A 21098-nucleotide genomic window follows, 5' to 3' on the forward strand; every position below is an offset into this window, starting at 1 on the left:
AAAAGCGATGTACTAATGACGATTTAGTACATCGCTTTTATAGTAAAATCATAAAACAGTGAAGATACCTTTGCTAAGCAGTACTTTAAATAAAGGTGATTTCCGCTCTAGGCTATCGTTTCCTGTGGGTGAGAGTAGACCCACAACCGCCTTTTATATTGTTGCAATTGCTTCCCTTTCGCACAGTAAACATTTTGTACTGACGCTATTGCTAACTTTTGATTATATCATTGGAAGAAACATTTTAGAAGATACATATTTAGCAAACGGTTTTCGGATCTATTTGGTTTTTATCTAACGTTGTTACTGCACGGTACGGTTCCTCATAAGAATTATTCAAATCCTCCATAATTCCCTGAAAATATTCCTCAAAAAGTCCTTCCTTTTGCTCATAGTGCAAGTAGAAGGTACCCCTATTCACCTTTGCCACCCGACAAATTTCTGCGATTGTAATGTTTTCTAAAGGCTTTTCACTCAATAAAGTTAGTAAAGCATTATGTAGTGCTTGCTTCGTTTTAACAACCCTTAAATCGTTAGTACTCAAATTTTTTATCCCCTTAACTAAACAGATTTTTTTATATGTGTTGATTACTGAACAGTTCTTAGTATTTTGCGCATTGAAATCGCTTACAAAATCATTATATTATTTTAATGAACACATGTTCAATATCTAACATAATATCCCTCGATATCACTGGGACAAACTCCGGTGAGAGAACATAAATTTTAGGAGGTTTTTGAGATGAGATTAGAAGATAAAGTAGCCATCGTAACGGGTGCAGCGTCTGGTATGGGTAAAGCAATTGCAGAAGGTTATGCAAAAGAAGGAGCAAAGGTCGTAGTTTCTGACTTAAATTTAGAAGGTGCACAAGCTGTTGTCGAAGGTATCCACGCTGCTGGTGGCTCAGCAATCGCCATTCAAACAAATGTTGCATCCACAGAAGATTTACAGCGCTTATTTGATGAAACAAAAAATGCTTATGGCAAATTAGATATTTTAGTGAATAATGCTGGTATTATGGATGGAATGGAGCCAGTTGGTGAAGTTTCTGATGAACGATGGGACAAAGTATTCGCGGTAAATACAACTGCCGTAATGCGTTCGATGCGTATGGCAACAGAGATTTTCCTTGCTCAAGGACATGGTGTCTTCGTTAACAACATTTCTGCTGGCGGTCTATATGGCGCACGTGCGGGAGCTGCCTACACTGCTTCTAAGCATGCTGTTGTTGGTCTCACAAAAAATACAGCGTTTATGTATGCTGATAAAAATATTCGCTGCAATGGTATCGCTCCAGGTGCAGTTATCACAAATATTGCTTCTACAATGACAAATGTGAGTCAAACAGGTGCAGCTCGCCAAGCACTAGGCTTAGCTATTAACCCACGTGCGGGACAACCTGAAGAAATCGCCCAGCTTGCTATATTCCTTGGCTCAGATGAAGCGAGTTTTGTCAATGGACAAGTGATTGCTGTTGATGGTGGCTGGACAGCTTACTAAGCTTTAATATAAGAAAAAGCACGCACATATATCCATTGTGCGTGCTTTTAATCATTTTATATTTAAATTTTCCCCGCTTTTCTTGCTGGGAATAGGCATCCTATAAACGCCCCAATTAAGGCTGGTAATATCCATCCTAAGCCCATGTCGTAAAAAGGTAAAAAGTTAGAATAAGCTTTTTCAATTGCATCAAAAATACTTAATTTCGCAGTAGGAATGCTGGCCACTAACGCTTTATAACCATCAATCACACTAATAAAAATTGTGAAAATCATAGCAATCGCATATACCGGTTGCTTATTTTTAAATAGTGATGAGCATAAAGCAAGTAAAATTAAGACAATTGCTATTGGATAGAGGAACATCAGCACTGGAATGGCAAACTTAATAATATTTGTTAATCCGAAGTTGGCAATTGTAAATGACACTATGCACAATAAAAAAACAAACCATTTATAGCTTATTTTCGGGAACACTTCGTGGAAAAACTCACTACATGATGTGATTAAGCCAATACTTGTCTTTAAACAAGCAAGGACAATAATAACTGCCAATAAAATAGCCCCGTATGAACCAAAATAGTGATCTGCCACTGCGGCAAATATTAAGCCACCATTATCAAATGTACCAACGGCATCAATACTTGATGCCCCCATATACGTTATTAAACCGTATATTAAAGTCATTAATGCCATGGCAAAAATACCAGATTTCCACGTTGCTTTAGCAATTTCTTTTCTATCAGATATTCCTGCGCTTTTAATGGCGTTAATAACGACAATACCAAAAGCTAATGAGGCTAACGCATCCATTGTGTTATAGCCTTCTTTAAAGCCTGTCATAAATGCTGAATCAACATAATCCCCGATTGGCTGTTGGAAATGCCCCATCGGTTTTACAATACTAATAATAATTAAAATAAATAACACAATTAAAAATGCTGGTGTTAAATACTTTCCGATATAATCCATAATTTTTGCTGGATTTAATGAGAAATAAAAAACGATGGCAAAGAATACGAAGCTAAATAAAGCAAGTAAAAGTGTTGTATGCTCGGCTTGTATATAAGGTTCAAAGCCAACAACAAACGGAACTGTCGCTGTACGTGGAATCGCAAAAAAAGGACCGATCGTTAAATAGAGGGCTAATGAAAAGATGACACCGAATAATGGGTGAACACGGCTTGCTAAGTCACGTAAACCGTTACTTCCTGATAAACCAATAGCTAAAATACCTAGAAACGGTAAACCGATAGCTGTTACTAAAAATCCAATTAGGCCAAACCAAAAGTTGGTCCCTGCTAATTGTCCAAGTTGAATTGGAAAAATAAGATTCCCTGCTCCGAAATACAGTCCGAAAAGCATTGTACCAATGACTGCATATGTAGAAAAAGGTATTTTCTGTTGCATTTTGATGTACTCCTTAGATGTATTTAACTATTGCAAATAATTTAAATCGAAGAGATTTCCTTGCTACAATCTAACTATGGTATCAGGCATTTATTTTAAATTCAATAGTTTTTTCTTTTATAATCGTTAATTGTACAGTTCTTAGCTTTAAGTAGACAAAACTAAAAGAGCTGTCTGCTGACAGCCCCTTAGTTTGCTACTGACCAATCTATATGATCTAAAAACTTATATACGTCCTCATACACTTTTTCGCGCTCTTTATCTAATGTAATAATATGACCAGAATTTTCATACCAAATGATCTCTTTATCATCTGTTTCCACAGTGTTTAGAATGAATGGTGCACTTTCTTGATAAAGTTCATCATCTAATGAACCTTGTAATACTAATGTAGGTGCTTTGATTGTAGATAATTCATCGCGCGTTTCTGTAGTTAAACGTGTCACACCATCTAATGAATCCTTCGGTGTAATACGTAATTCATGTAATTCTGAAATAATTTGATCTTTTGATTTATTTTCAAAATGTTTATATAAACGAGCGTAATGATATAAACGTGTAAATAAGCCTTTTGAGTTATCGCGAGTGATTGGTGCACACATGGCAACACATGCTTTCACAGGAAACGTCTCAGCTACTTTTAACGAAAATACGCCGCCAAGTGAAATTCCTACTACCGCAATTTCTTCATAACCTTTACTTTTTAGGAAGTTATAACCTTCCACAACATCGTTCCACCAGTCTTCTGGTTTTGTTTCAAGTAATGCTTCTGGTTCTACACCATGCCCACTATAAATCGGTGCATGAACTGTATAACCACGTTTTGATAAAAATTCACCTAGCTTTTTTACATCTTTTGTGCTACCTGTGAATCCATGCAATAATAGTACGGCTTTTTTGCCTCCCTCAATTGTTAGAGGTTGTGGCTTAGATAAATTCATTTTATAGTATCCCCTTCACGGAAATTTGTAATTGTGTAATTTATGTGTCTATCTTAACACCCTTTATTCATAATGTACAATTTATAGTTTTTATCATATTAATGTGTTTCATGCATTAATGATGTGAGGTTAATGACTGTTATATAACGCTTTCTGTTACTTTTTATTTTTTTATTTCTCTTTTTAAGTGCAAAGTTTTTAAAATCTTTTTTCCAGCATTAACGCGCAGTAATTTATCTGTACCTAAAGTGAAGCGACAGGTACAAGATTTCTACCTCAAATTTCAACGAAAGCAAAGAATTTAGGTGGGAGTTGAATTACCCGTAAAATCCCGATTGTTGAAGACTATTATTAGTGGAAAAACCCCACTGATTAAAGATTCACTTTATGTGCCTATACTTCCTACTCTTTTACCGTTATAATGCTGTTAACTCATAAAATAACGGGAAAAGAGATGAGAAAATGGAGTGGCAGCAATTGGAATATTTCGTCACAGTAGCAAAACTTGAGCATATGACTCGTGCCGCTGAAGCATTAGCTATTTCTCAGCCTGCATTAAGTCGTTCTATTTCAAAGCTTGAAGAGGAATTAGGTGTACCTTTATTCGACCGACAAGGACGCTCGATTATGCTCAACCGATATGGCGAGCTTTTTTTGTATCGCGTCCAACGCATGCGTAAAGAATATGAAAAGGCAGTTATAGAATTACAGGAGCTTAATAACCCAGAGTTAGGAGATGTATCACTCGGCTTTTTACATACTCTAGGGACTAGCATCGTACCTGACCTGATCCGCGCATTCCGTCAAAAACATCCGCATATACGCTTTCACTTTACACAAAATTACTCACACTCCCAGTTAAAGCAATTACTCGCAGGAGAGTTAGATCTTTGCTTACTCGCAGCGATTGACACGGAGCCACCTGTTTGTTGGAAGGAGCTATGGCGTGATGAGCTTTATATTATGGTGCCAATCGACCATCACCTCGCCAACCGTAAAAGCATCAAAATGAAGGAGCTTGAACATGAGAATTTTGTTCTAATGAAAAAGGGTTACGCATTGCGTCGTACAGCTGATAAATTATTAAATGCTGCAGGTATCAAACCAAAGATTACATTTGAAGGTGATGAGGTATCAACTGTTGCTGGTTTTGTAAGTGCTGGGCTTGGCGTATCGTTGCTACCTGTAGATGAAGACTTGAATCCAAATAAACTAGCTAAAATTCGTGTGGAAGATATGGTTTGTGAACGGATAATAGGTATGGCTTGGATTGAAAATCGATATCTTTCACCGTCAGCAATACAATTTCAGCAATTTGTATTCGATTTTTACGGAGAAAAGTAATAGCAAACCGCTATTAATCATATAAAAAAAAAAGTGCTCAATCATAAAACATACTAACATTAGTAGTACAAACCAAGGCCATGGTTTGTGCTACTATTTTTTTATAGTAGAAGTGAAGAAAAGCCGACCAGCCTCTGGGACCATTTGTGAGTCCGTATATAAAACCGGCTAACTTCATGCCCTTATATGAATCAGTTTAGTATGTTGGATCCAAGAGATCGTGTATAAGAAAGTGGAATCGATAAGGTACTGTGAAGGCTTCTATGATTGGTCAAAAGGAGAAGAATGAGATGAAACATGTCATTGCGTTAGATGTCAGTAAAGGAAAAAGTACCGTTGCGATTTATGATGGTCACCGCCAATGTGAGTTTGAAGGTGTGCTACATCATACACGGGGTGATTTCGAGCGATTACACGAACGAATGGAAGAGATGACAAAGCAAGATGGACAAGCGCCAGATATCGTATTTGAAGCAACAGGCATCTATTCAAAATCTATCGAAGCGTTTTTCAAAGAGTACGGCTATGCATACTGCCGCATGAATCCACTTGAAGCGAATTTACAGATGGCAACGATGCGTCGCAATAAAACCGATATCAGTGATGCCCATGAACTCGCGAAGACACATTTCAAAATGGAACGCAAAACAACGTACATACAAGACGATTATTATGAACAGATGCGTGCACTGACTCGTTATTACGATGAAATTGACGAAGAAATCATTTTACTCAAAAGTAGAATGCATGCCATTTTACAGTTGAGTTTTCCAGAATTAGAAAAACTGGTTACACCGAGTTCAGCACTATTTTTAAATATTGTACAACTATATCCGCACCCAACACTTTTACAGGCCCATTCAAAAACGATTATTAAAAATCGTTTAAAGGGCAATACGCGAAAAAAACTATCGCTAATGCGTGCGGAGGCTAAAGCTATTACATTATTAGAAGCAGCTGAAAATAGTTACCCAGCGATTAAACCCACAGATATTCGTTGTGATCAAGCACGAGATTACGCAGCTCGCATTGCGGATTTACTAGAGAAGAAAGATGCGCTTGTGAAACAGATGGTGGAATTGTCGGAAGGAAGAAAAGAATATCTAGTATTTCGTTCGATTCCTGGGATTGGCGATTCAACGGCGTGCCGATTAATTGGAGAGATTGGTGACATCCGCCGCTTTCAAAATGCGAAACAACTGAATGCTTACGCAGGCATTGATATTATGCGGTACCAGTCTGGGAATACGCAATATCGAGACAGGATTAATAAACGAGGAAACAAACATTTACGGAAGATTTTATATTTTATGGTGTGCGCCATGCTTATGGCTAAAGGAAAACCGAATCATTTTGTGGACTATTACTACAAATTAAAAAAGCAACCTCAGAAGAAGCCTCATAAGGTTGCGATCATCGCCTGCATCAATAAGTTTCTGAAAGTGACATTTCAGTTACTGACGCATGGCATTCTTTACGATTATGAGTCCGCACTACCAGCTCAAAAATCATAATCACCTACATAGAACTATATCATAATGACCTTTCGAAAAAAATAAAAATCGTCAGGTCTTTTTGGCGTATCTAAAAATGAGTGTGAAGTGGTGAGGGATATCCCTCACCACTTCACACTCATAAAAATATAAATTATTCTTTAAATAAGGTTGACTAATCGTAAGAAAGAGGCTGGGACATAACTAGCTTCATTAGTGAGAAATCCGAATTTGAATTCATTCAAATTCGGATTTCTCTATTTTTTATGTTGTCTTCATATAGTTCTTAGCTAATGGCTGTGAATTTTCTTAAATTCACAGCCATTAATGCGAGGCCCATCTCGTTTTCAACCTTCGATTTTCCTCGTACAGAAAATCGAGTGAAACGCAAATTAGCCTTCAAGAATCCAAAAACTGGTTCCACGTCAATTTTGCGTTGACGATAAATGATACTCGTTTTTTCTTCTGAAAGCTTTACTCTCACATATTCTTTTTGTTGCTCCCACTTCTCATTCACGATTAACTTACGATTATTTCCCTCTTTTGCTTTTGTACATAACGAACGGAGGGGGCATCCGGAACAGTCTTCACATTCGTATACCTTAAACTCACGCGTGAAATCATACTTATCCATTTTCTTGGTACGATATTTAAATACTAGCTGTTGTTGGTTTGGGCAAGTGTATCGATCATGTTCTTTATCATAATCCCAGTTCGCTGTATTGAATTCGTTTTGCTTATGCATTTTCTTCTGTTCTTTTAAATACATGTTGTACGTGATTAAGGCTTCTCGCTTACGATTCGAAAGGATATCATCATAATTTTGTTCACTGCCATATCCAGCATCTGCGACGATGTGTTTTGGTAACTTAAAATAATGTTGTTCGATTTCATCTAAAAATGGGATTAATGTACGTGTATCCGTTGGATTCGGAAAAATGCTGTAGGCAAGCGCATACTGACCTTCTGTTGCCACTTGTATGTTATAACCTGCCTTCAATTGACCATTTTTCATATAGTCATCTTTCATACGCATAAATGTCGCATCCGGATCTGTTTTCGAATAACTATTTCGTTCGTCAAAGATTTCGAAGTCTCTTTGATATTTTAGTTTGCGTTCAATATAGTCAATCAATTGTTTGCGAGCTTGCTTTGGGAATTTCCGTTCCGTTCTTAAAGCCTTTCGTTCTGCTACATCCGATGACTCTTCAATTTTTCGATCATATTCAGAAATCACTTCATCTACTTTTTCGACCATTTGAGCGAGGTCTTCCAATGCTAATTCCTTTTCATTTTCCCGTTCAATTTCTGGCATGATTTCTTTTTCAAGCAGCTCATTGTATAGCTGGTTTGACTTTTCAATTAGTCCGTTATGATATTTCTCAACCGACTTTTTCCACACGAATGTAAATTTGTTCGCATTCGCTTCAATCTTTGTTCCATCAATAAAAATAGCTTCCTGATCAATTAATTTTTCCTGTACCAGCTGGCAGCGGAATTGAACAAAGCATTGACGAATCAACTCTTTCACCTCGGATTGGACACGGAATCGGTTGATTGTGCGGTAGGTTGGTTCATGCCCTTGAGCTAACCACATCATCCGAAGACTATCTTTTAAAAGCGCTTCAATTTTGCGCCCTGAGAAGACAGATTGCGTGTAGGCACATAAGATAATTTTAAGCATCATGCGTGGATGGTAGGCAGGACAGCCTTCATTTCGAAGGAATGGTTCAAACGTTTCGGGTGGAATACTTTCGACTAAATGGTGGACATGGAAGGCAATATCATTCTTTTGTAACTTCACTTCTAAATCTAAAGGCAAAATTAATTGATTCATGTTATAATCTTTAAACATAAGGATCCTTCTTTCTGTATAATTTTGTTGTGGTGACTTAATTTTATCAGAAGTGGTCCTTATTTTTTATGAAAAAAATTTAAAGCCGGTGAAATTTTACTAATCGTAAAATTTCACCGGCTTTTTAGTTTAGAGATGGGTTTTGTCCCAGCCTCTATTGCAAAGATGCTACTTTTTTATTGTTTCCCCTACATATTTTACTTGATAAGAATACATATCTGTCGTATCTCCATCAATTTTAAAAAGTCCCTGCTTTGCAAGGGTCATCAGACGGTTTTCCACAAACTCTTCACTTAAATAGTCATCAACTTCACCAATTATTTCACCGATAATACGCATCGGAATAAGCCATTCCTCATTTAGTTCGGTATGTGCTCTTTCCGCACATTCTATAATGATTGGATCCAATACATCTTCCGCTACATGTACAATGCCATCTTGCCAAACTCGCAGTGTACTAGGGTTTTGATTCAGCTCTTCCCATTCCTTTGCAAGTTGCTGACACTCATCAATAGAAAAGCGCTTTGCCTCAGAACGGAGTCTCATTAGCAAGTCTGATGAAAGTTCACCTGTATGACGAATCCTCATGTTTGGCTCAACACGTTTCAAGCCCTCTGTGGCATCAATTCCATATACCATAATACTACATTTATTGATCAACTCACTCATGATAAAACGTAACCCTATCTCTTCATGAGTACTTTGGCTGTACCAAACCCAGACATCAACATCGCAAGGTAAACTTGCAATTTTTTTCTTCCATGCTTGGTGAAGATCCTCGTACAATTCACGTTCTTCATTATCCCTAAAGAAATGAGCATCTAACCAGCTTTTTCGTTCTTCTGTGTTCAATGGACCTATCGAGAAAATCTCATTAACACTAAGCACTGACTCATCTCGTTGTAAATGATGCTGTCGTATCGCATGTTTTATCGAACCTTGTGTAGATAAGCTAAACGTTATATGTAAAATTGCCATGAATATCCCCCATCTTACTGTTTACTCAGCGCTATTTGTATTCCAATAAAAGTGAAAAGTACTCCTTGGACCATATTTAATCTTTTAGCAATTGCAGGCTTCCCAATAATTACTTTTCTTACTTTACCAGCAAAAATACTAAATAATGAAAATAGTATTAGCGCTTGTACTAAAAATACAATACCCAAAATTAACATCTGTAAACCTACATGGCCACTAGAAGGATTTACAAACTGTGGCAACAGTGCTAAGAAAAATAAAGAAACTTTTGGATTTAAAATATTCATTAAAATACCTTTTCGATATAACTTCACATATGCTTGTTTATTTTGCTGTTCAAGCGTGAAAGGATCCCCTTTCGAGCGAAAAGATTGCCAAGCTAAATACAATAAATACGCTGCTCCTGCAAACTTAACAATAGAAAAAATAACTGTTGATTGATAAATTATAGCTGAGATTCCGAGAACAGCCGCCCCTATATGAACGAGCAAACCTGTACACAGACCAAGTGATGTCGCTATTCCCGCTTTTTTATCCTGTGTGATGCTTTGTGCAAGAACAAATAAATTATCTGGTCCTGGCATTAATGTTAAAATAATTGCCGCTCCTAAAAACGCCAATAACGTAGAAACTGCCAATACTTTCCCTTCTTTCTATTTTATTTTCAAAAAATTGCACATTATAAAGTGGGGTTAATTTCCGTTCCGACTTGGCTCTTTCTTGGTAGCGTCGGGGCAACAAATATGCGAATCCACAGCGGCAGAAACACATGATTTTCTGTAAAACGAAAGTGTAATGCTAACAAACATTTATAAAATGGAATTATTTCCATTATACTATACGAAATGCCCCCTTCTAAATTTTTACAAAAAATTATTCAGTTTAATTATGCTCGCTTATGCAACACTTTTCTTTTTAATACATTATAATGAATATTAGTAAAACGTAAAAGTAGTATTGTTTTGGAGAAAGAGGTGTCTGTCGATGGCAGTAAGTGATATTGTAAAGCAATATGAAGACGAGCAAGGTAATGTCTATTATAAAATGAAAACACATGATATCGAAGTACTAGCTACGCATAATTCAGGGTTAGCACCAGTCATTACTTATTGGATGGGTGAAAAAGAAATTACTGACGATATTCGAAGTTTGCGCTTTAGCCCTCGCCCTCCTTCAAGTTATATTCAAGATTACGATGAATTTCAAACAATGCTTTATGCAAAGGAACAACGTGCCATCAACGAACTCTATGAACAAATGAGTATAAAACCGAAAAATATGTCTTCTGGAAAACAAATAGTATGGAGTTTTTTCGTGATTGTTTTAGCAATGCTCCCACTATTAGTCGCAATCTGGTGGTACAAGTAAACAAAGTTGTGATTCCCCTCACACTTTAACCCCGATTGTTCAGTATTAGCTACTTTTTTTAAAAACTATCATCCCTAATTAGCTTGACAGACTTGCTAAAGTAGTGCATTCTTTATTCAATTACTTTTTGAGGAATGAAATATCATTCAAAAAAGATATTCAATTATAAAAATAAAAGCGAGCGAAGACTAGTACTTAGAAACTGTTTGATCAGAGAGCGATGCCCATCGGCTGTAAGGCATTGTACAAGAAAGACTAAAGAACCTACTTCGTAAAACGTCCTAGCTAAACTAGGCGCAGTCTCAGCGTTATGAGTAAAGTGGAATGTCATTGACGTTCAATGTAGGTGGTACCACGGAAAGTAAACCTTTTCGTCCTAATTTTTTAGGATGAAAAGGTTTTTTATTTTTAATCTTTAGCAAATATTAACAGCTGCTAAAGTTTAAATCATATTGCAAATGTAATGGCGAATTGGAGGTATTACTATGGAAAGAAAAAGAATCGTCGTCAAAATCGGGAGTAGCTCCTTAACAAACGCAAAAGGTGAAATTGATAAAATACGTTTAATGGACCATGTTCAAGCGATAGCTGAATTAAAAAAATACGGTCATGAAGTATTACTTGTTTCATCAGGTGCAGTTGCAGCAGGCTTTAAACAACTAGGGTACCCTTCTCGTCCTGTCACAGTAAAAGGAAAACAGGCTGCGGCGGCAGTTGGGCAAAGTTTACTTATTCAAACCTATAATGCATTATTTAGCATTTATGATATTGTGCCTGCACAAATTTTACTAACACGCACTGATTTTTCAAAAAAAGAGCGCTATAAAAATGCCTATGCCACATTTGAGGAATTATTAGAGCGCTCCATGCTGCCAATCATTAACGAAAACGATACGGTATCTGTCAGCGAATTAACCTTTGGAGATAACGACATGTTATCGGCACTTGTAAGTGGTCTCGTTCATGCCGATCAGCTCATTATCTTAACAGATATCAATGGCTTGTATAACGCTAATCCAAATAAAAACCCAGATGCCAAACGAATTGATCATTTAACAGAGGTATCTGATGAAATGCTTGGCTTCGCAGATGGTGGTACAGGTTCAAAGGTCGGTACAGGTGGTATGGAATCTAAATTACTGGCAGCTAGAGCAGCTTTAAATGCAGGTGTCAAAGTATTTATCGGGACTGGTCATGGTGCTACTAAGCTTGTCGACATCTTAGAAGGCCGTGGTGATGGTACGTATGTTGAGCATGAAGCGCTTGCTGTTTTAACAAATAATAAACAGTGGATTGCACTTACGGAAGTATCTGGTAAAATTTTTATAGATAGCGGTGCTGAGCATGCATTATTGGCAAATGGCAAAAGCTTGTTGCCTGCTGGTGTTTGTCGTGTCGAAGGTGATTTTGCAAATGGAGACGTAGTCGAGGTCTATAGTGACAAGGGACTGCTTGGTCGTGGTGAGGTCTTATATTCTTCCCTAGAGTTAGCACATGCGATGGGAAAACGTACAGATGAGTTAGCGAACTATCCTATCGAGGTCATTCACCGAGATAAATGGCTAAAAATTCAAACAAATTAAGGAGGAATTCACATGACAAGTGAAGTTCAACAAAAAGGAAAGCTTGCAAAGGCAGCTAGCTATATTTTAAATATTAAAACAACTTGTGAAAAGAACGAAGCTCTCACAAAAATTGCTGAACAATTAATAATCGACCAAGATTATATCCTTGCTGAAAATGCAAAGGATTTAGCAAAGGGCGAGCAACAAGGAATGCCCGCTTCTACCCTTGATCGTATTATGCTAAACAAAGAACGAGTAGAAGCTATGTCAAGTGCTATTCAATTACTTGTAGAATTAAATGATCCAGTAGGCAGTCTCTTAGAGCGAATAGAAAAAGATAATGGATTACTGATTGAAAAGCGCCTAGTGCCAATTGGCGTTATCGGAATGATTTACGAGGCGCGACCTAATGTAACAGTAGATGCGGCAACATTATCATTGAAAACAGGAAATGCGGTTATTTTACGTGGTAGTTCTTCAGCCAAGTTTTCTAATGTAGCACTTGTGGCAAGCATTCATCGTGCACTTAGCAAAACGGCTATCCCTGTGGATGCAGTACAATTAATCGAGGATACGAATCGTGAAACTGTCAAAGAATTATTCCATTTAAAAGAATACTTAGATGTATTAATTCCTCGTGGTGGGAAAGCACTTATCGACTTAGTAGTAAATGAAGCTACTGTACCAGTACTAGAAACAGGTGCTGGCAACTGTCATATTTATGTGGATCATACGGCCGACTACATAAAAGCAGAAAAGATTTGTATTAATGCGAAAACACAACGTCCTTCGGTTTGTAATGCCGCAGAGAGCTTACTTATTCATCCTGATTGGTTTAAGGAGCACGGCAAACAACTACTAGGTGCTATGCATCAAGCCGGTGTGACAATTATCGGCGATGCAACTGTTTGCCAAGCTCTTGATTTCGCAGAACTAGCAACAGTAGAAGACTATGCAACTGAATATTTAGATTTAAAAATCAGCGTTAAAATTGTGGAAAATGTTTATGAAGCAATTGAACACATTAATAAATACGGCACGAACCACTCGGAAGCCATCATTACTGAGGATCAGTTAGTAGCAGATACTTTCTTAAATAGCGTGGATGCTGCAGCTGTTTATCACAATGCATCAACTCGCTTCACAGACGGTTTTGAATTTGGCTATGGTGCAGAAATCGGTATTAGTACGCAAAAATTACACGCTCGTGGACCAATGGGTTTACCAGCGTTAACTTCTACAAAGTATTTCATTCACGGTAACGGCCAAATCCGAGGATAATTGTAGAACTATTAATATAGAGCCGACAGTTGATATACCTGTCGGCTTTCTCAACTATTTTTTAAACCTTAGGGATTAAAAAATTTGTAGACGAGCATGGCCGCTTCCACTCTATACCTGAGCGAAGATCTTTGATAACGAAGAGAAAATACGTATAGTCTCCCCTACTTTCACATGCGTTAAAAATTTTATAAATTTTATAGAAAGAAGGTTTTGGATGAACATTTCAGCAATTATCAAACTAACTGTTTCAATGGCCCTTTTTGGCTCTATTGGATTTTTTACCGTTCATACTGGCGTACCTGCTACTGAGCTAGTATTTATTAGATGTATATGTGCTACTCTCTTTCTAGGAGGAATGTGGCTTATCACAGGTGGTCATAAAACGGAAATATGGGATAAAAAAGAAATATTACGTACTCTACTATGCGGTGTCTTTATTGTCTTAAACTGGGTATTTTTATTTAAAGCCTTTGAAGAAATGTCGATTTCCATTGCCATTTCTATCTATAATTTAGCACCGATATTCGTATTAATATTTGGCGCATTGTTTTTAAAAGAAAAGATGACTATTCAAGCACTACTAGCAACATTAACTTGTTTTATCGGGAGTATGTTCATTATTGGCTTAAATAATTTTATGTCACTCTCCGAATTCATGAAATCAGGCTTTATATGGGCATTACTGTCTGCATTGTTTTACGCGTTCACAATGCTAACAAGTAAAACAATAACAAATCTTAGCTCCTACGCATTAACATATATCCAAACAACAGTCGGAATTGTCATACTATTGCCATTTGTTAATTTTTCGCTTTTTGAAGGCTTAACGACAACAAACTGGCTGTATATTTTAGGAACAGGCTTTATTCATACAGGATTTGTTTACTATTTATTTTTTGATAGTATTCGTAGCCTCTCTACCATTCTAGTTTCAGTATTAGTATTTGTTGACCCTGTTGTGGCTATATTGCTTGATATGTTGTTGCTTGATTTTATGCCGAGCTTCATGCAAACAGTTGGTATTGTATTAATTTTTGGTGGCATTTTTTACACAATTTACGTTCCAAAGAAAAAGCGTATGCCTCAGACAGATGTAAAGGAGAAAATACCGTGAGTAAACTTTATGCAATTGGTGAATTATTAATTGATTTTACACCTACTGAACAAAATACCACCCTTGCTACAGTTGAGCAATTTACTAAAAATGCTGGTGGGGCCCCTGCGAATGTTGCAGCTGTTTGTGCAAAGCTTGGGCAACAAGCTGCACTCATTACACAAGTAGGTCAGGATGCTTTTGGAGATTTTCTCGTAGAAACGTTAAAAAAAGCCGATGTCGATACGACCTATATTGTTCAAACCGTTAAAGGTGAAACAAGTCTAGCCTTTGTTTCCCTGACAAGTGATGGAGGCCGTGATTTCTTGTTTTATCGTCGCCACGCAGCAGATTTACTTTACACCAAAGAGCAACTCCCACCTAATCTATTAACAGATAAAGATATTCTTCATTTTTGTTCCGTAAATTTAATCGAAAGCCCAATGAAATATGCACATGTGGCCTTGATTGAACAGGCCCATCAGGCAGGTAGTCTTGTTTCTTTTGATCCCAATGTTCGCTTGCCACTATGGAATGATGAGAAGGCATGTCGTCAAACTATTTTAGAATTTTTACCAAAGGCCCATATCGTTAAATTGTCCGAGGAGGAGCTTTTATTTTTAACAGCGATTGAGGATGAGGAAACAGCAGTCCATTCATTATTTCATGGGAAAATACAAGTACTCATAATTACTCGTGCAGCAGAGGGAGCAAGTCTTTATACTAAAAAGCTTCATGTCGAAGTGCCAGCTGACAAGGTCCATGCAATTGATACAACCGGAGCGGGCGATGCCTTTATTGGAGCATTGTTAGCAATTCTCCTTCGCAAGCAGATTACTGTAATCAATCTAATAGACTTTTGTAAGCAGCAGGCTATCCCTCTCCTTACATTCGCAAATCATTATGCAGGAGCTTCGACAGAAAACCATGGTGCCATTGCATCTTACCTTACTAAGCAAGAATTGCCATTTAAAGATAATATGCTCTTTTAACTATTTATCAACTTATTACGAGGAGGAGATCTGGTGAAATCTATTTCAAAAAAACGAACAAAAGCATTTTTAATCGATATAGCTATTTCGTCGGCTGTCGCAGTTGGTGTAGAGTATATCCTTCGAAAAAAGGTAAAAAACGAGGCGATTCATGCCATCGTTACACCGACAGTCGTTATGTGGTCACTTGAATTAGTACAATTGCGTAAAAAAGGGCAAACAGTTGGCTATAAAAAAATGGGACTAGTTCTTGAAAATGAACATGGGGCTAAACTGACTTCCTCTCAAATTATAAAACGAATGGCTTACCGTGACTCAATTAGCACATTCGATTACTTGAAAAATCCAAAATCATTCGAACAACAAAATGGACGACTTCTTCCCCACGATAGCTTCTCAGGTACTGTTGTTAAGGAAATCTAGCAAAATAAGGCTGCTCAAAAATATTTTGGGTAGCTTGTTTTATTAGAAGGAGGGATACACTTGAAATTAGATCATGTTGTTGAGGTTTTACTTGAAAGTCTAAAAGATGATCAATATATTGAAGCTATATTTTTAAGAGGATCGATGGCTAGAAATGAGCATGATGAATTTTCAGATATCGATATTTATTGCGTTGTGAATGAAGAAAATGTTGAAGCCTTTTTGCCCAACCGCACCATACATATTGAGGCTTATAATCAATTTCGCCTTGGCGTAATTGCGTCCGGATTTTGAATTGTGCTTGCACAATTCATTCCTTTTAAAATCCGTGACATCCGCCGGAGGCTTTATCTTCATTCAGCAAGTTTTTGGAAACTCATTGAAAAGGAACCACATCCGCATTCATTTAACCATTTTCAGAGGTAAGAGTCTTCTGCTGAATGAAGATAAAACATTATTCGTTGATGACATCTATATAATTGCCCCCCAGCTATTGGTCGTATATGAAGATTTGATTCATATCGATTTATTTACAGTAACACCCTCTGAAATAATTAATAAGGATACTATGAAAATATTATTTGATCCAAATGGAATCCTAACAGCTAAACAGAAAAATACAACTTTATCATTAACCCCACTCGAATTTCAAGATGCTGTAGATGATACTGTCTGGTATTTGTATCAATATTATTGGAGTGCTCAACGTGGAAATGAGATTTGGAGTGTTCATTTACTGCGGAATTGTTTAGAACACTTCGCAAAAGTACTACTGCATAAATATTGTCCTGAGCGGGCTTTACTTGGACTTAAAACGTTATCTAATTCATTACCCTCTGACCCATTACATGAGATAGTCGATATTATGAATTGTATGAGCCTTGTAACTCATGAGATGGCAGTAAAGAAATTAGTGACCTTCTTCGAAAACGAATCACATTGGATATTTGAAAATGTGCCAAATAAAGAAGAAATTAAGCCATTATGGGAAAAAATAAAGGACCTATTGCATTAAAATAAAATAGCAAACTAACACTAAAACTAGTTTGCTATTTTTTAATGTGTTATAACCCTTTAAACAACCTTTATACCCTATTTAAATTGTTTTTTCATTAAAATATGTGGAATGCCACAATCCATAAATTCTTCGCCTTCTCGCTTATAGCCTAATTTTTCATAAAAGCCCTCTGCATAGGATTGTGCGTTTAATTTAGATTTTGTTAAACCTTTTTCAAGTGCTATTTCCTCTAAACCTTGGATAATCACTTTACCTAAACCAAATTTGCGGAATCCTTTTAATATACATATACGCTCTAGTTTGCCATAGCCATCAACAACTCGCAGTCTGCCAGTGCCAACAGGTTGTTCGTTATAATACACAAGAATATGATCACATGCTGCATCTAGTGTATCGAATTCATCAAATTCTTCTACCTCAGGTACCTCTTGCTCCTCTATAAAAACTTTTTGACGAATGGCAAATGCTATTTGTAAATCTTGTTCATCTGTAATTTTTTTCGTATTCATCTTTATATTCCCCCCGATTATTACTTGATACATCGCTTTAGGCTCATCAGCATAATGTAGGGTTGATTTCCGTTGGGCGCTCTCCTAATGAGCCGTTTTAGAACCTCTCCCTGTAGATATGAAGTGAAATTTCCTTGCATGGATGATAATATATAGTATAGAGCATTTTTTATTGCAAATACAATAATTTTTTCGGAGGCAATCAATGAAGGAAATTTTGCGAGATATTGGTGCGATTGCGCGGGCACTTGATTCCATTAGTAATATTGAGTTTAAAGAACTTGATTTAACAAAGGGACAATATTTGTATGTCACCCGCATCTGTGAAAACCCTGGTATTATTCAGGAAAAAGTTGCTGAACTATTAAAGGTAGATCGTACAACTGCCTCCCGAGCGATTCAAAAGTTGGAGACTAAAGGCTTTGTAGAAAAGCGTAATGAAATTGGTAACAAGAAAAACAAACAGCTTTTCCCGACAGACAAAAGTCTCAAGATTTATCCATTTTTAAAACGAGAAGGAGACTATTCGAATGCTAGAGCATTAGATGGTTTTTCTCCTGAAGAAATTGACAGTATTCACGACTTACTAATTCGTATTCGTCAAAACATTGAAACTGATTTGGAATATGTAAAAAAAGGTCATACACGAAATTATTAAAGGTGATTCCTGCGCTTCTGAGCATTTGGAATCGCCTTCTTTTATGAAAAATACCTTTTTATCTCTCCACACCACACATCTCGTTCACCTCTATCCCCGGATACCCTTCTTCACCGTAATTACTCTATTATTCTTCTTAATGTTGAAATTTTCTGATTAATCAAACATAATTATTGTACACTCGAAGGGTAGGTGCTTATTATGTCGAAACATTCTCTACTTGTACGTGATGTATTAAAGCGAAAGCATTTTAAATCCGCCAAGCTAATCGCAGGACAACAAGGCCTAAGTCGACAAGTACTATGGACACATATATTAGAAATAAAAGATTTTGATACTTTAATAAATGGTGGCGAGCTCATATTAACTACTGGTGTAGGTTTACAGTTAGAGCGTGAAACACAAATTGCTTATTTACAAAACCTTATTCGTAACGGTGCTGCAGCTCTTTGTATTGAGATTGGTGATTATTTTGATTATGTCCCTGTAGAACTGGTTGCAATGGCTAATGCTCATGATTTTCCTATCATCATTTTTGAAGAGGTTGTAAGATTTATCGATATTACGCAGGATCTACATACGTATATTATTAATCAGCACCAGCAAGCATTAACACAGCTAGATATAATATCAAAGACTTTCATGGAATTGTCGTTAATGCCAAATGGAATTTTAAAAATTTTACAGGTACTTCACAAAGATACCGATGCATTATTTTTATTTGTCTCCGAAGATACAAAAAACTTTTATTACCCAATGGAAGCCAAAAAGTATTTACAACTTATGGAGGACCACTGCCAGCAACTAGAATTACAAGAACCCATCCAACTACTGTCCTTTGACAAAGATCATTTCGTCATCATTCCGGTCAATGGACTTGGACAAGTATGGGGCTATTTATGTATGCATTCTTTATTGCCGAAGCCAAATGATTATACATTGTTAAATCTTGAACGTGCAACGATGTCGATTGCCCAAATTTTGATGCGTAATCGAATGCTACAGGAACGGCAGCAAAGTCGTGAGGATGAATTTATCCTCGCCTTAATACAAGGAGAACCCATTGATCTTCAGTATTATCAAAGTTATTTGCCACTGGAAAATCGCAATCTTTATTATCGCGTAGTCGTGTTTAATATGCTTGATTATGCCAATACCTTTTCAGAGGAAGATTGGCAAGAAATACAGCTACAAAATGTTATGTTTGTTCGTTCCATCCTAAAAAAACTTGGCTTTTTCCCTACCGTTTCTGTACGACAGCATGAAATTATTATCTTAGCATTTTACATTGCTGCAGATGATATGGAGGAAAATCGTGACTCTTTTAATCAAGCAATAAAACAGATTGTTGCTCGAAAAACCCCACAGCTTTTCGAGCAAATAACCCTCACCTTTGGCATTAGCAATGTTTATCAATCCATACACAACGTTCAAAAAGGCTATAAAGAAGCAAAAACAACCATTCAGATGCAACACAATGAACTTGCTTCTTCTATTTACCACAAGGATTTAGGTGTTTACAGATTGTTATTGCATCAGGACCATGCTGCTCTTTTGCAATATGTTAAAGATTATTTACAAGAAATTCTGTTGATTGATCAAAAGAATGGTAACGACCTTTATCAAACGCTCTGTGTTTATTTAGCATGTAATGGTGCCAAAAATGATACTGCTGAACAATTATTCATTGTCCGTCAAACGCTCTATAAACGAATTGAACGACTAGAAAATATTTTAGGTGCTGATTTTTTACAGGCCCCACATCGCCTCAATATAGAAATAGCAGTAAAGGCCTATGAATTATTGAAAAAAACAGCACCAGATATCTTACGCTTTTGAACGTGGGTCCATAAAATCGCGTAACGCATTGCTAAGCATATACAAACCTAATACAAGTACTGTTATGGCTCCACCTGGCGCATAAGTATACCAAGGGGCTCCAACTAAATAAGCTTGTGAATCTTTTAACATTCGTCCCCAACTAGGGTTTGGTGGCTGCACGCCAAGCCCTAAATAACTCAATGCTGCCTCTGCAAGCATCGCAGTCGCAAAGGTTACAGTTGCGGCAACGATAATCTGTGATGAAATATTGGGTAATATATGGCGAAACATAATGCTATAAGGTTTTACGCCGATTAACTTTGCTGCTAAGACATATTCATTGTCACGATGTTGGACGAAGCCACTACGTGTAATTCTGGCAATGGCCGGTATGGCAATAATACCTAATGCAATAGCTGTATTCACAATCCCTGGTCCAAATACCGCAACGAGCATTAAAGCTAGAATAATTCCCGGAAAGGCCATTAATGCATCCATCATGCGCATAAAAATTTCATCGATCCAACCACCTACATACCCAGCTATTCCACCAATTAAAATACCAAAAATTGTTCCGATAAATACCGTTAGTAGACCGACTGCAAAGGCCGTTTGTGTTCCTTTCATAATACGGCTAAAAATATCACGACCAAATTCATCCGTACCGAAAAGATAATCACTACTTGGGCTTCGTAATTTTTGTGGTATATTCATCGAGTTCACATCATGTGGTGTATAAAAAAAGCTGGTAATCATTACGATTAGAAACCCGACAATGACTAGTAGACCAATGATTAAATTGATATTTTTCATGTACTTTTGAATATTTTTCATCGTATCCACCTC

Annotated in this window: 19 protein-coding genes and 2 pseudogenes; 13 read left to right on the forward strand and 8 right to left on the reverse strand. The window is 36.9% G+C overall.

Annotation, left to right across the window (positions count from 1 at the left end; all coding sequences use genetic code 11):
- Positions 1-265: 265 nt before the first annotated feature.
- Positions 266-544: pseudogene (locus tag JNUCC51_RS03250) on the reverse strand (TetR/AcrR family transcriptional regulator); the annotation flags it as partial.
- Positions 545-742: 198 nt separating this feature from the next.
- On the opposite strand from JNUCC51_RS03250, the gene JNUCC51_RS03255 reads away from it, so the two are divergent.
- Complete coding sequence (locus tag JNUCC51_RS03255) at positions 743-1501, forward strand: SDR family oxidoreductase (RefSeq protein ID WP_337990817.1); 759 nt, start codon at positions 743-745, stop codon at positions 1499-1501.
- Positions 1502-1563: 62 nt separating this feature from the next.
- Here the strand turns inward: JNUCC51_RS03255 and brnQ are convergent, their stop codons facing one another.
- Positions 1564-2910 carry a branched-chain amino acid transport system II carrier protein gene (gene brnQ, locus JNUCC51_RS03260; protein WP_337990818.1) on the reverse strand — a complete coding sequence of 449 codons (1347 nt, stop codon included), beginning with the start codon at positions 2908-2910 and terminating at the stop codon, positions 1564-1566.
- 188 nt (positions 2911-3098) lie between these two features.
- Positions 3099-3851, reverse strand: a complete 753-nt coding sequence (locus JNUCC51_RS03265; protein WP_337990819.1) for an alpha/beta hydrolase — start codon at positions 3849-3851, stop codon at positions 3099-3101.
- Between the two features lie 462 nt (positions 3852-4313).
- Between JNUCC51_RS03265 and JNUCC51_RS03270 the strand changes: the two genes are divergently transcribed.
- Together JNUCC51_RS03270 and JNUCC51_RS03275 are read left to right on the forward strand one after the other, a co-directional pair.
- On the forward strand, positions 4314-5195 hold the full coding sequence (locus tag JNUCC51_RS03270) for a LysR family transcriptional regulator (protein ID WP_337990820.1): 882 nt from the start codon (positions 4314-4316) through the stop codon (positions 5193-5195).
- Positions 5196-5485: 290 nt separating this feature from the next.
- Positions 5486-6709 (forward strand): IS110 family RNA-guided transposase, encoded by a 1224-nt coding sequence (locus JNUCC51_RS03275; protein ID WP_337988445.1) that lies wholly within the window; start codon positions 5486-5488, stop codon positions 6707-6709.
- 274 nt (positions 6710-6983) lie between these two features.
- On the opposite strand, the pseudogene JNUCC51_RS03280 reads toward JNUCC51_RS03275, so the two are convergent.
- The 3 genes and pseudogenes from JNUCC51_RS03280 to JNUCC51_RS03290 all read right to left on the reverse strand — a co-directional run.
- A pseudogene (locus JNUCC51_RS03280) lies at positions 6984-8543 on the reverse strand (IS1182 family transposase); the annotation flags it as partial.
- Positions 8544-8711: 168 nt separating this feature from the next.
- Entirely contained in the window at positions 8712-9521 is an 810-nt protein-coding gene (locus tag JNUCC51_RS03285) for a DUF1835 domain-containing protein (RefSeq protein WP_337990822.1), read from the reverse strand.
- Positions 9522-9535: 14 nt separating this feature from the next.
- A complete protein-coding gene (locus JNUCC51_RS03290) occupies positions 9536-10159 on the reverse strand; it encodes a LysE family translocator (protein ID WP_337990823.1) in 624 nt (207 codons plus the stop codon).
- A 346-nt stretch (positions 10160-10505) separates the two neighbouring features.
- Here JNUCC51_RS03290 and JNUCC51_RS03295 point away from each other — a divergent pair, with 346 nt between their 5' ends.
- The 8 genes from JNUCC51_RS03295 to JNUCC51_RS03330 all read left to right on the forward strand — a co-directional run bounded on the left by JNUCC51_RS03295 (position 10506) and on the right by JNUCC51_RS03330 (position 17261).
- Complete coding sequence (locus tag JNUCC51_RS03295) at positions 10506-10889, forward strand: sodium:proton antiporter (RefSeq protein WP_337990824.1); 384 nt, start codon at positions 10506-10508, stop codon at positions 10887-10889.
- Positions 10890-11374: 485 nt separating this feature from the next.
- Positions 11375-12472: a glutamate 5-kinase gene (gene proB / locus JNUCC51_RS03300; RefSeq protein ID WP_337990825.1), complete on the forward strand. Its 1098-nt coding sequence runs from the start codon at positions 11375-11377 to the stop codon at positions 12470-12472.
- A 12-nt stretch (positions 12473-12484) separates the two neighbouring features.
- Positions 12485-13735, forward strand: a complete 1251-nt coding sequence (locus JNUCC51_RS03305; protein WP_337990826.1) for a glutamate-5-semialdehyde dehydrogenase — start codon at positions 12485-12487, stop codon at positions 13733-13735.
- A gap of 217 nt (positions 13736-13952) precedes the next feature.
- A complete protein-coding gene (locus JNUCC51_RS03310; protein ID WP_337990827.1) occupies positions 13953-14852 on the forward strand; it encodes a DMT family transporter in 900 nt (299 codons plus the stop codon).
- On the forward strand, positions 14849-15823 hold the full coding sequence (locus tag JNUCC51_RS03315) for a carbohydrate kinase family protein (protein ID WP_337990828.1): 975 nt from the start codon (positions 14849-14851) through the stop codon (positions 15821-15823). Before JNUCC51_RS03310 ends, JNUCC51_RS03315 begins: the two co-directional genes overlap by 4 nt.
- Positions 15824-15856: 33 nt before the next feature.
- Positions 15857-16246, forward strand: coding sequence for an RDD family protein (locus tag JNUCC51_RS03320; RefSeq protein ID WP_337990829.1), 390 nt, complete (start codon positions 15857-15859; stop codon positions 16244-16246).
- Positions 16247-16306: 60 nt separating this feature from the next.
- Positions 16307-16540, forward strand: coding sequence for a nucleotidyltransferase domain-containing protein (locus tag JNUCC51_RS03325; protein WP_337990830.1), 234 nt, complete (start codon positions 16307-16309; stop codon positions 16538-16540).
- An 85-nt stretch (positions 16541-16625) separates the two neighbouring features.
- Entirely contained in the window at positions 16626-17261 is a 636-nt protein-coding gene (locus JNUCC51_RS03330; protein WP_337990831.1) for a nucleotidyltransferase domain-containing protein, read from the forward strand.
- A gap of 77 nt (positions 17262-17338) precedes the next feature.
- Here JNUCC51_RS03330 and JNUCC51_RS03335 read toward each other — a convergent pair whose 3' ends face one another.
- Positions 17339-17773, reverse strand: coding sequence for a GNAT family N-acetyltransferase (locus tag JNUCC51_RS03335; protein ID WP_337990832.1), 435 nt, complete (start codon positions 17771-17773; stop codon positions 17339-17341).
- A 205-nt stretch (positions 17774-17978) separates the two neighbouring features.
- On the opposite strand from JNUCC51_RS03335, the gene JNUCC51_RS03340 reads away from it, so the two are divergent.
- Entirely contained in the window at positions 17979-18431 is a 453-nt protein-coding gene (locus JNUCC51_RS03340) for a MarR family winged helix-turn-helix transcriptional regulator (RefSeq protein WP_337990833.1), read from the forward strand.
- A gap of 201 nt (positions 18432-18632) precedes the next feature.
- Positions 18633-20270, forward strand: coding sequence for a PucR family transcriptional regulator (locus JNUCC51_RS03345; protein ID WP_337990834.1), 1638 nt, complete (start codon positions 18633-18635; stop codon positions 20268-20270).
- On the opposite strand, the gene JNUCC51_RS03350 is transcribed toward JNUCC51_RS03345, so the two are convergent.
- The gene (locus tag JNUCC51_RS03350; RefSeq protein WP_100542998.1) at positions 20259-21086 is read right to left on the reverse strand and encodes an ABC transporter permease; all 828 of its coding nucleotides are present in this window, start codon (positions 21084-21086) and stop codon (positions 20259-20261) included. The two genes, JNUCC51_RS03345 and JNUCC51_RS03350, sit on opposite strands and share 12 nt — an antisense overlap.
- Between the last annotated feature and the right edge of the window lie 12 nt (positions 21087-21098).

The organism is Lysinibacillus sp. JNUCC 51 (assembly GCF_015999525.1).
Taxonomy (GTDB): domain Bacteria; phylum Bacillota; class Bacilli; order Bacillales_A; family Planococcaceae; genus Lysinibacillus; species Lysinibacillus xylanilyticus.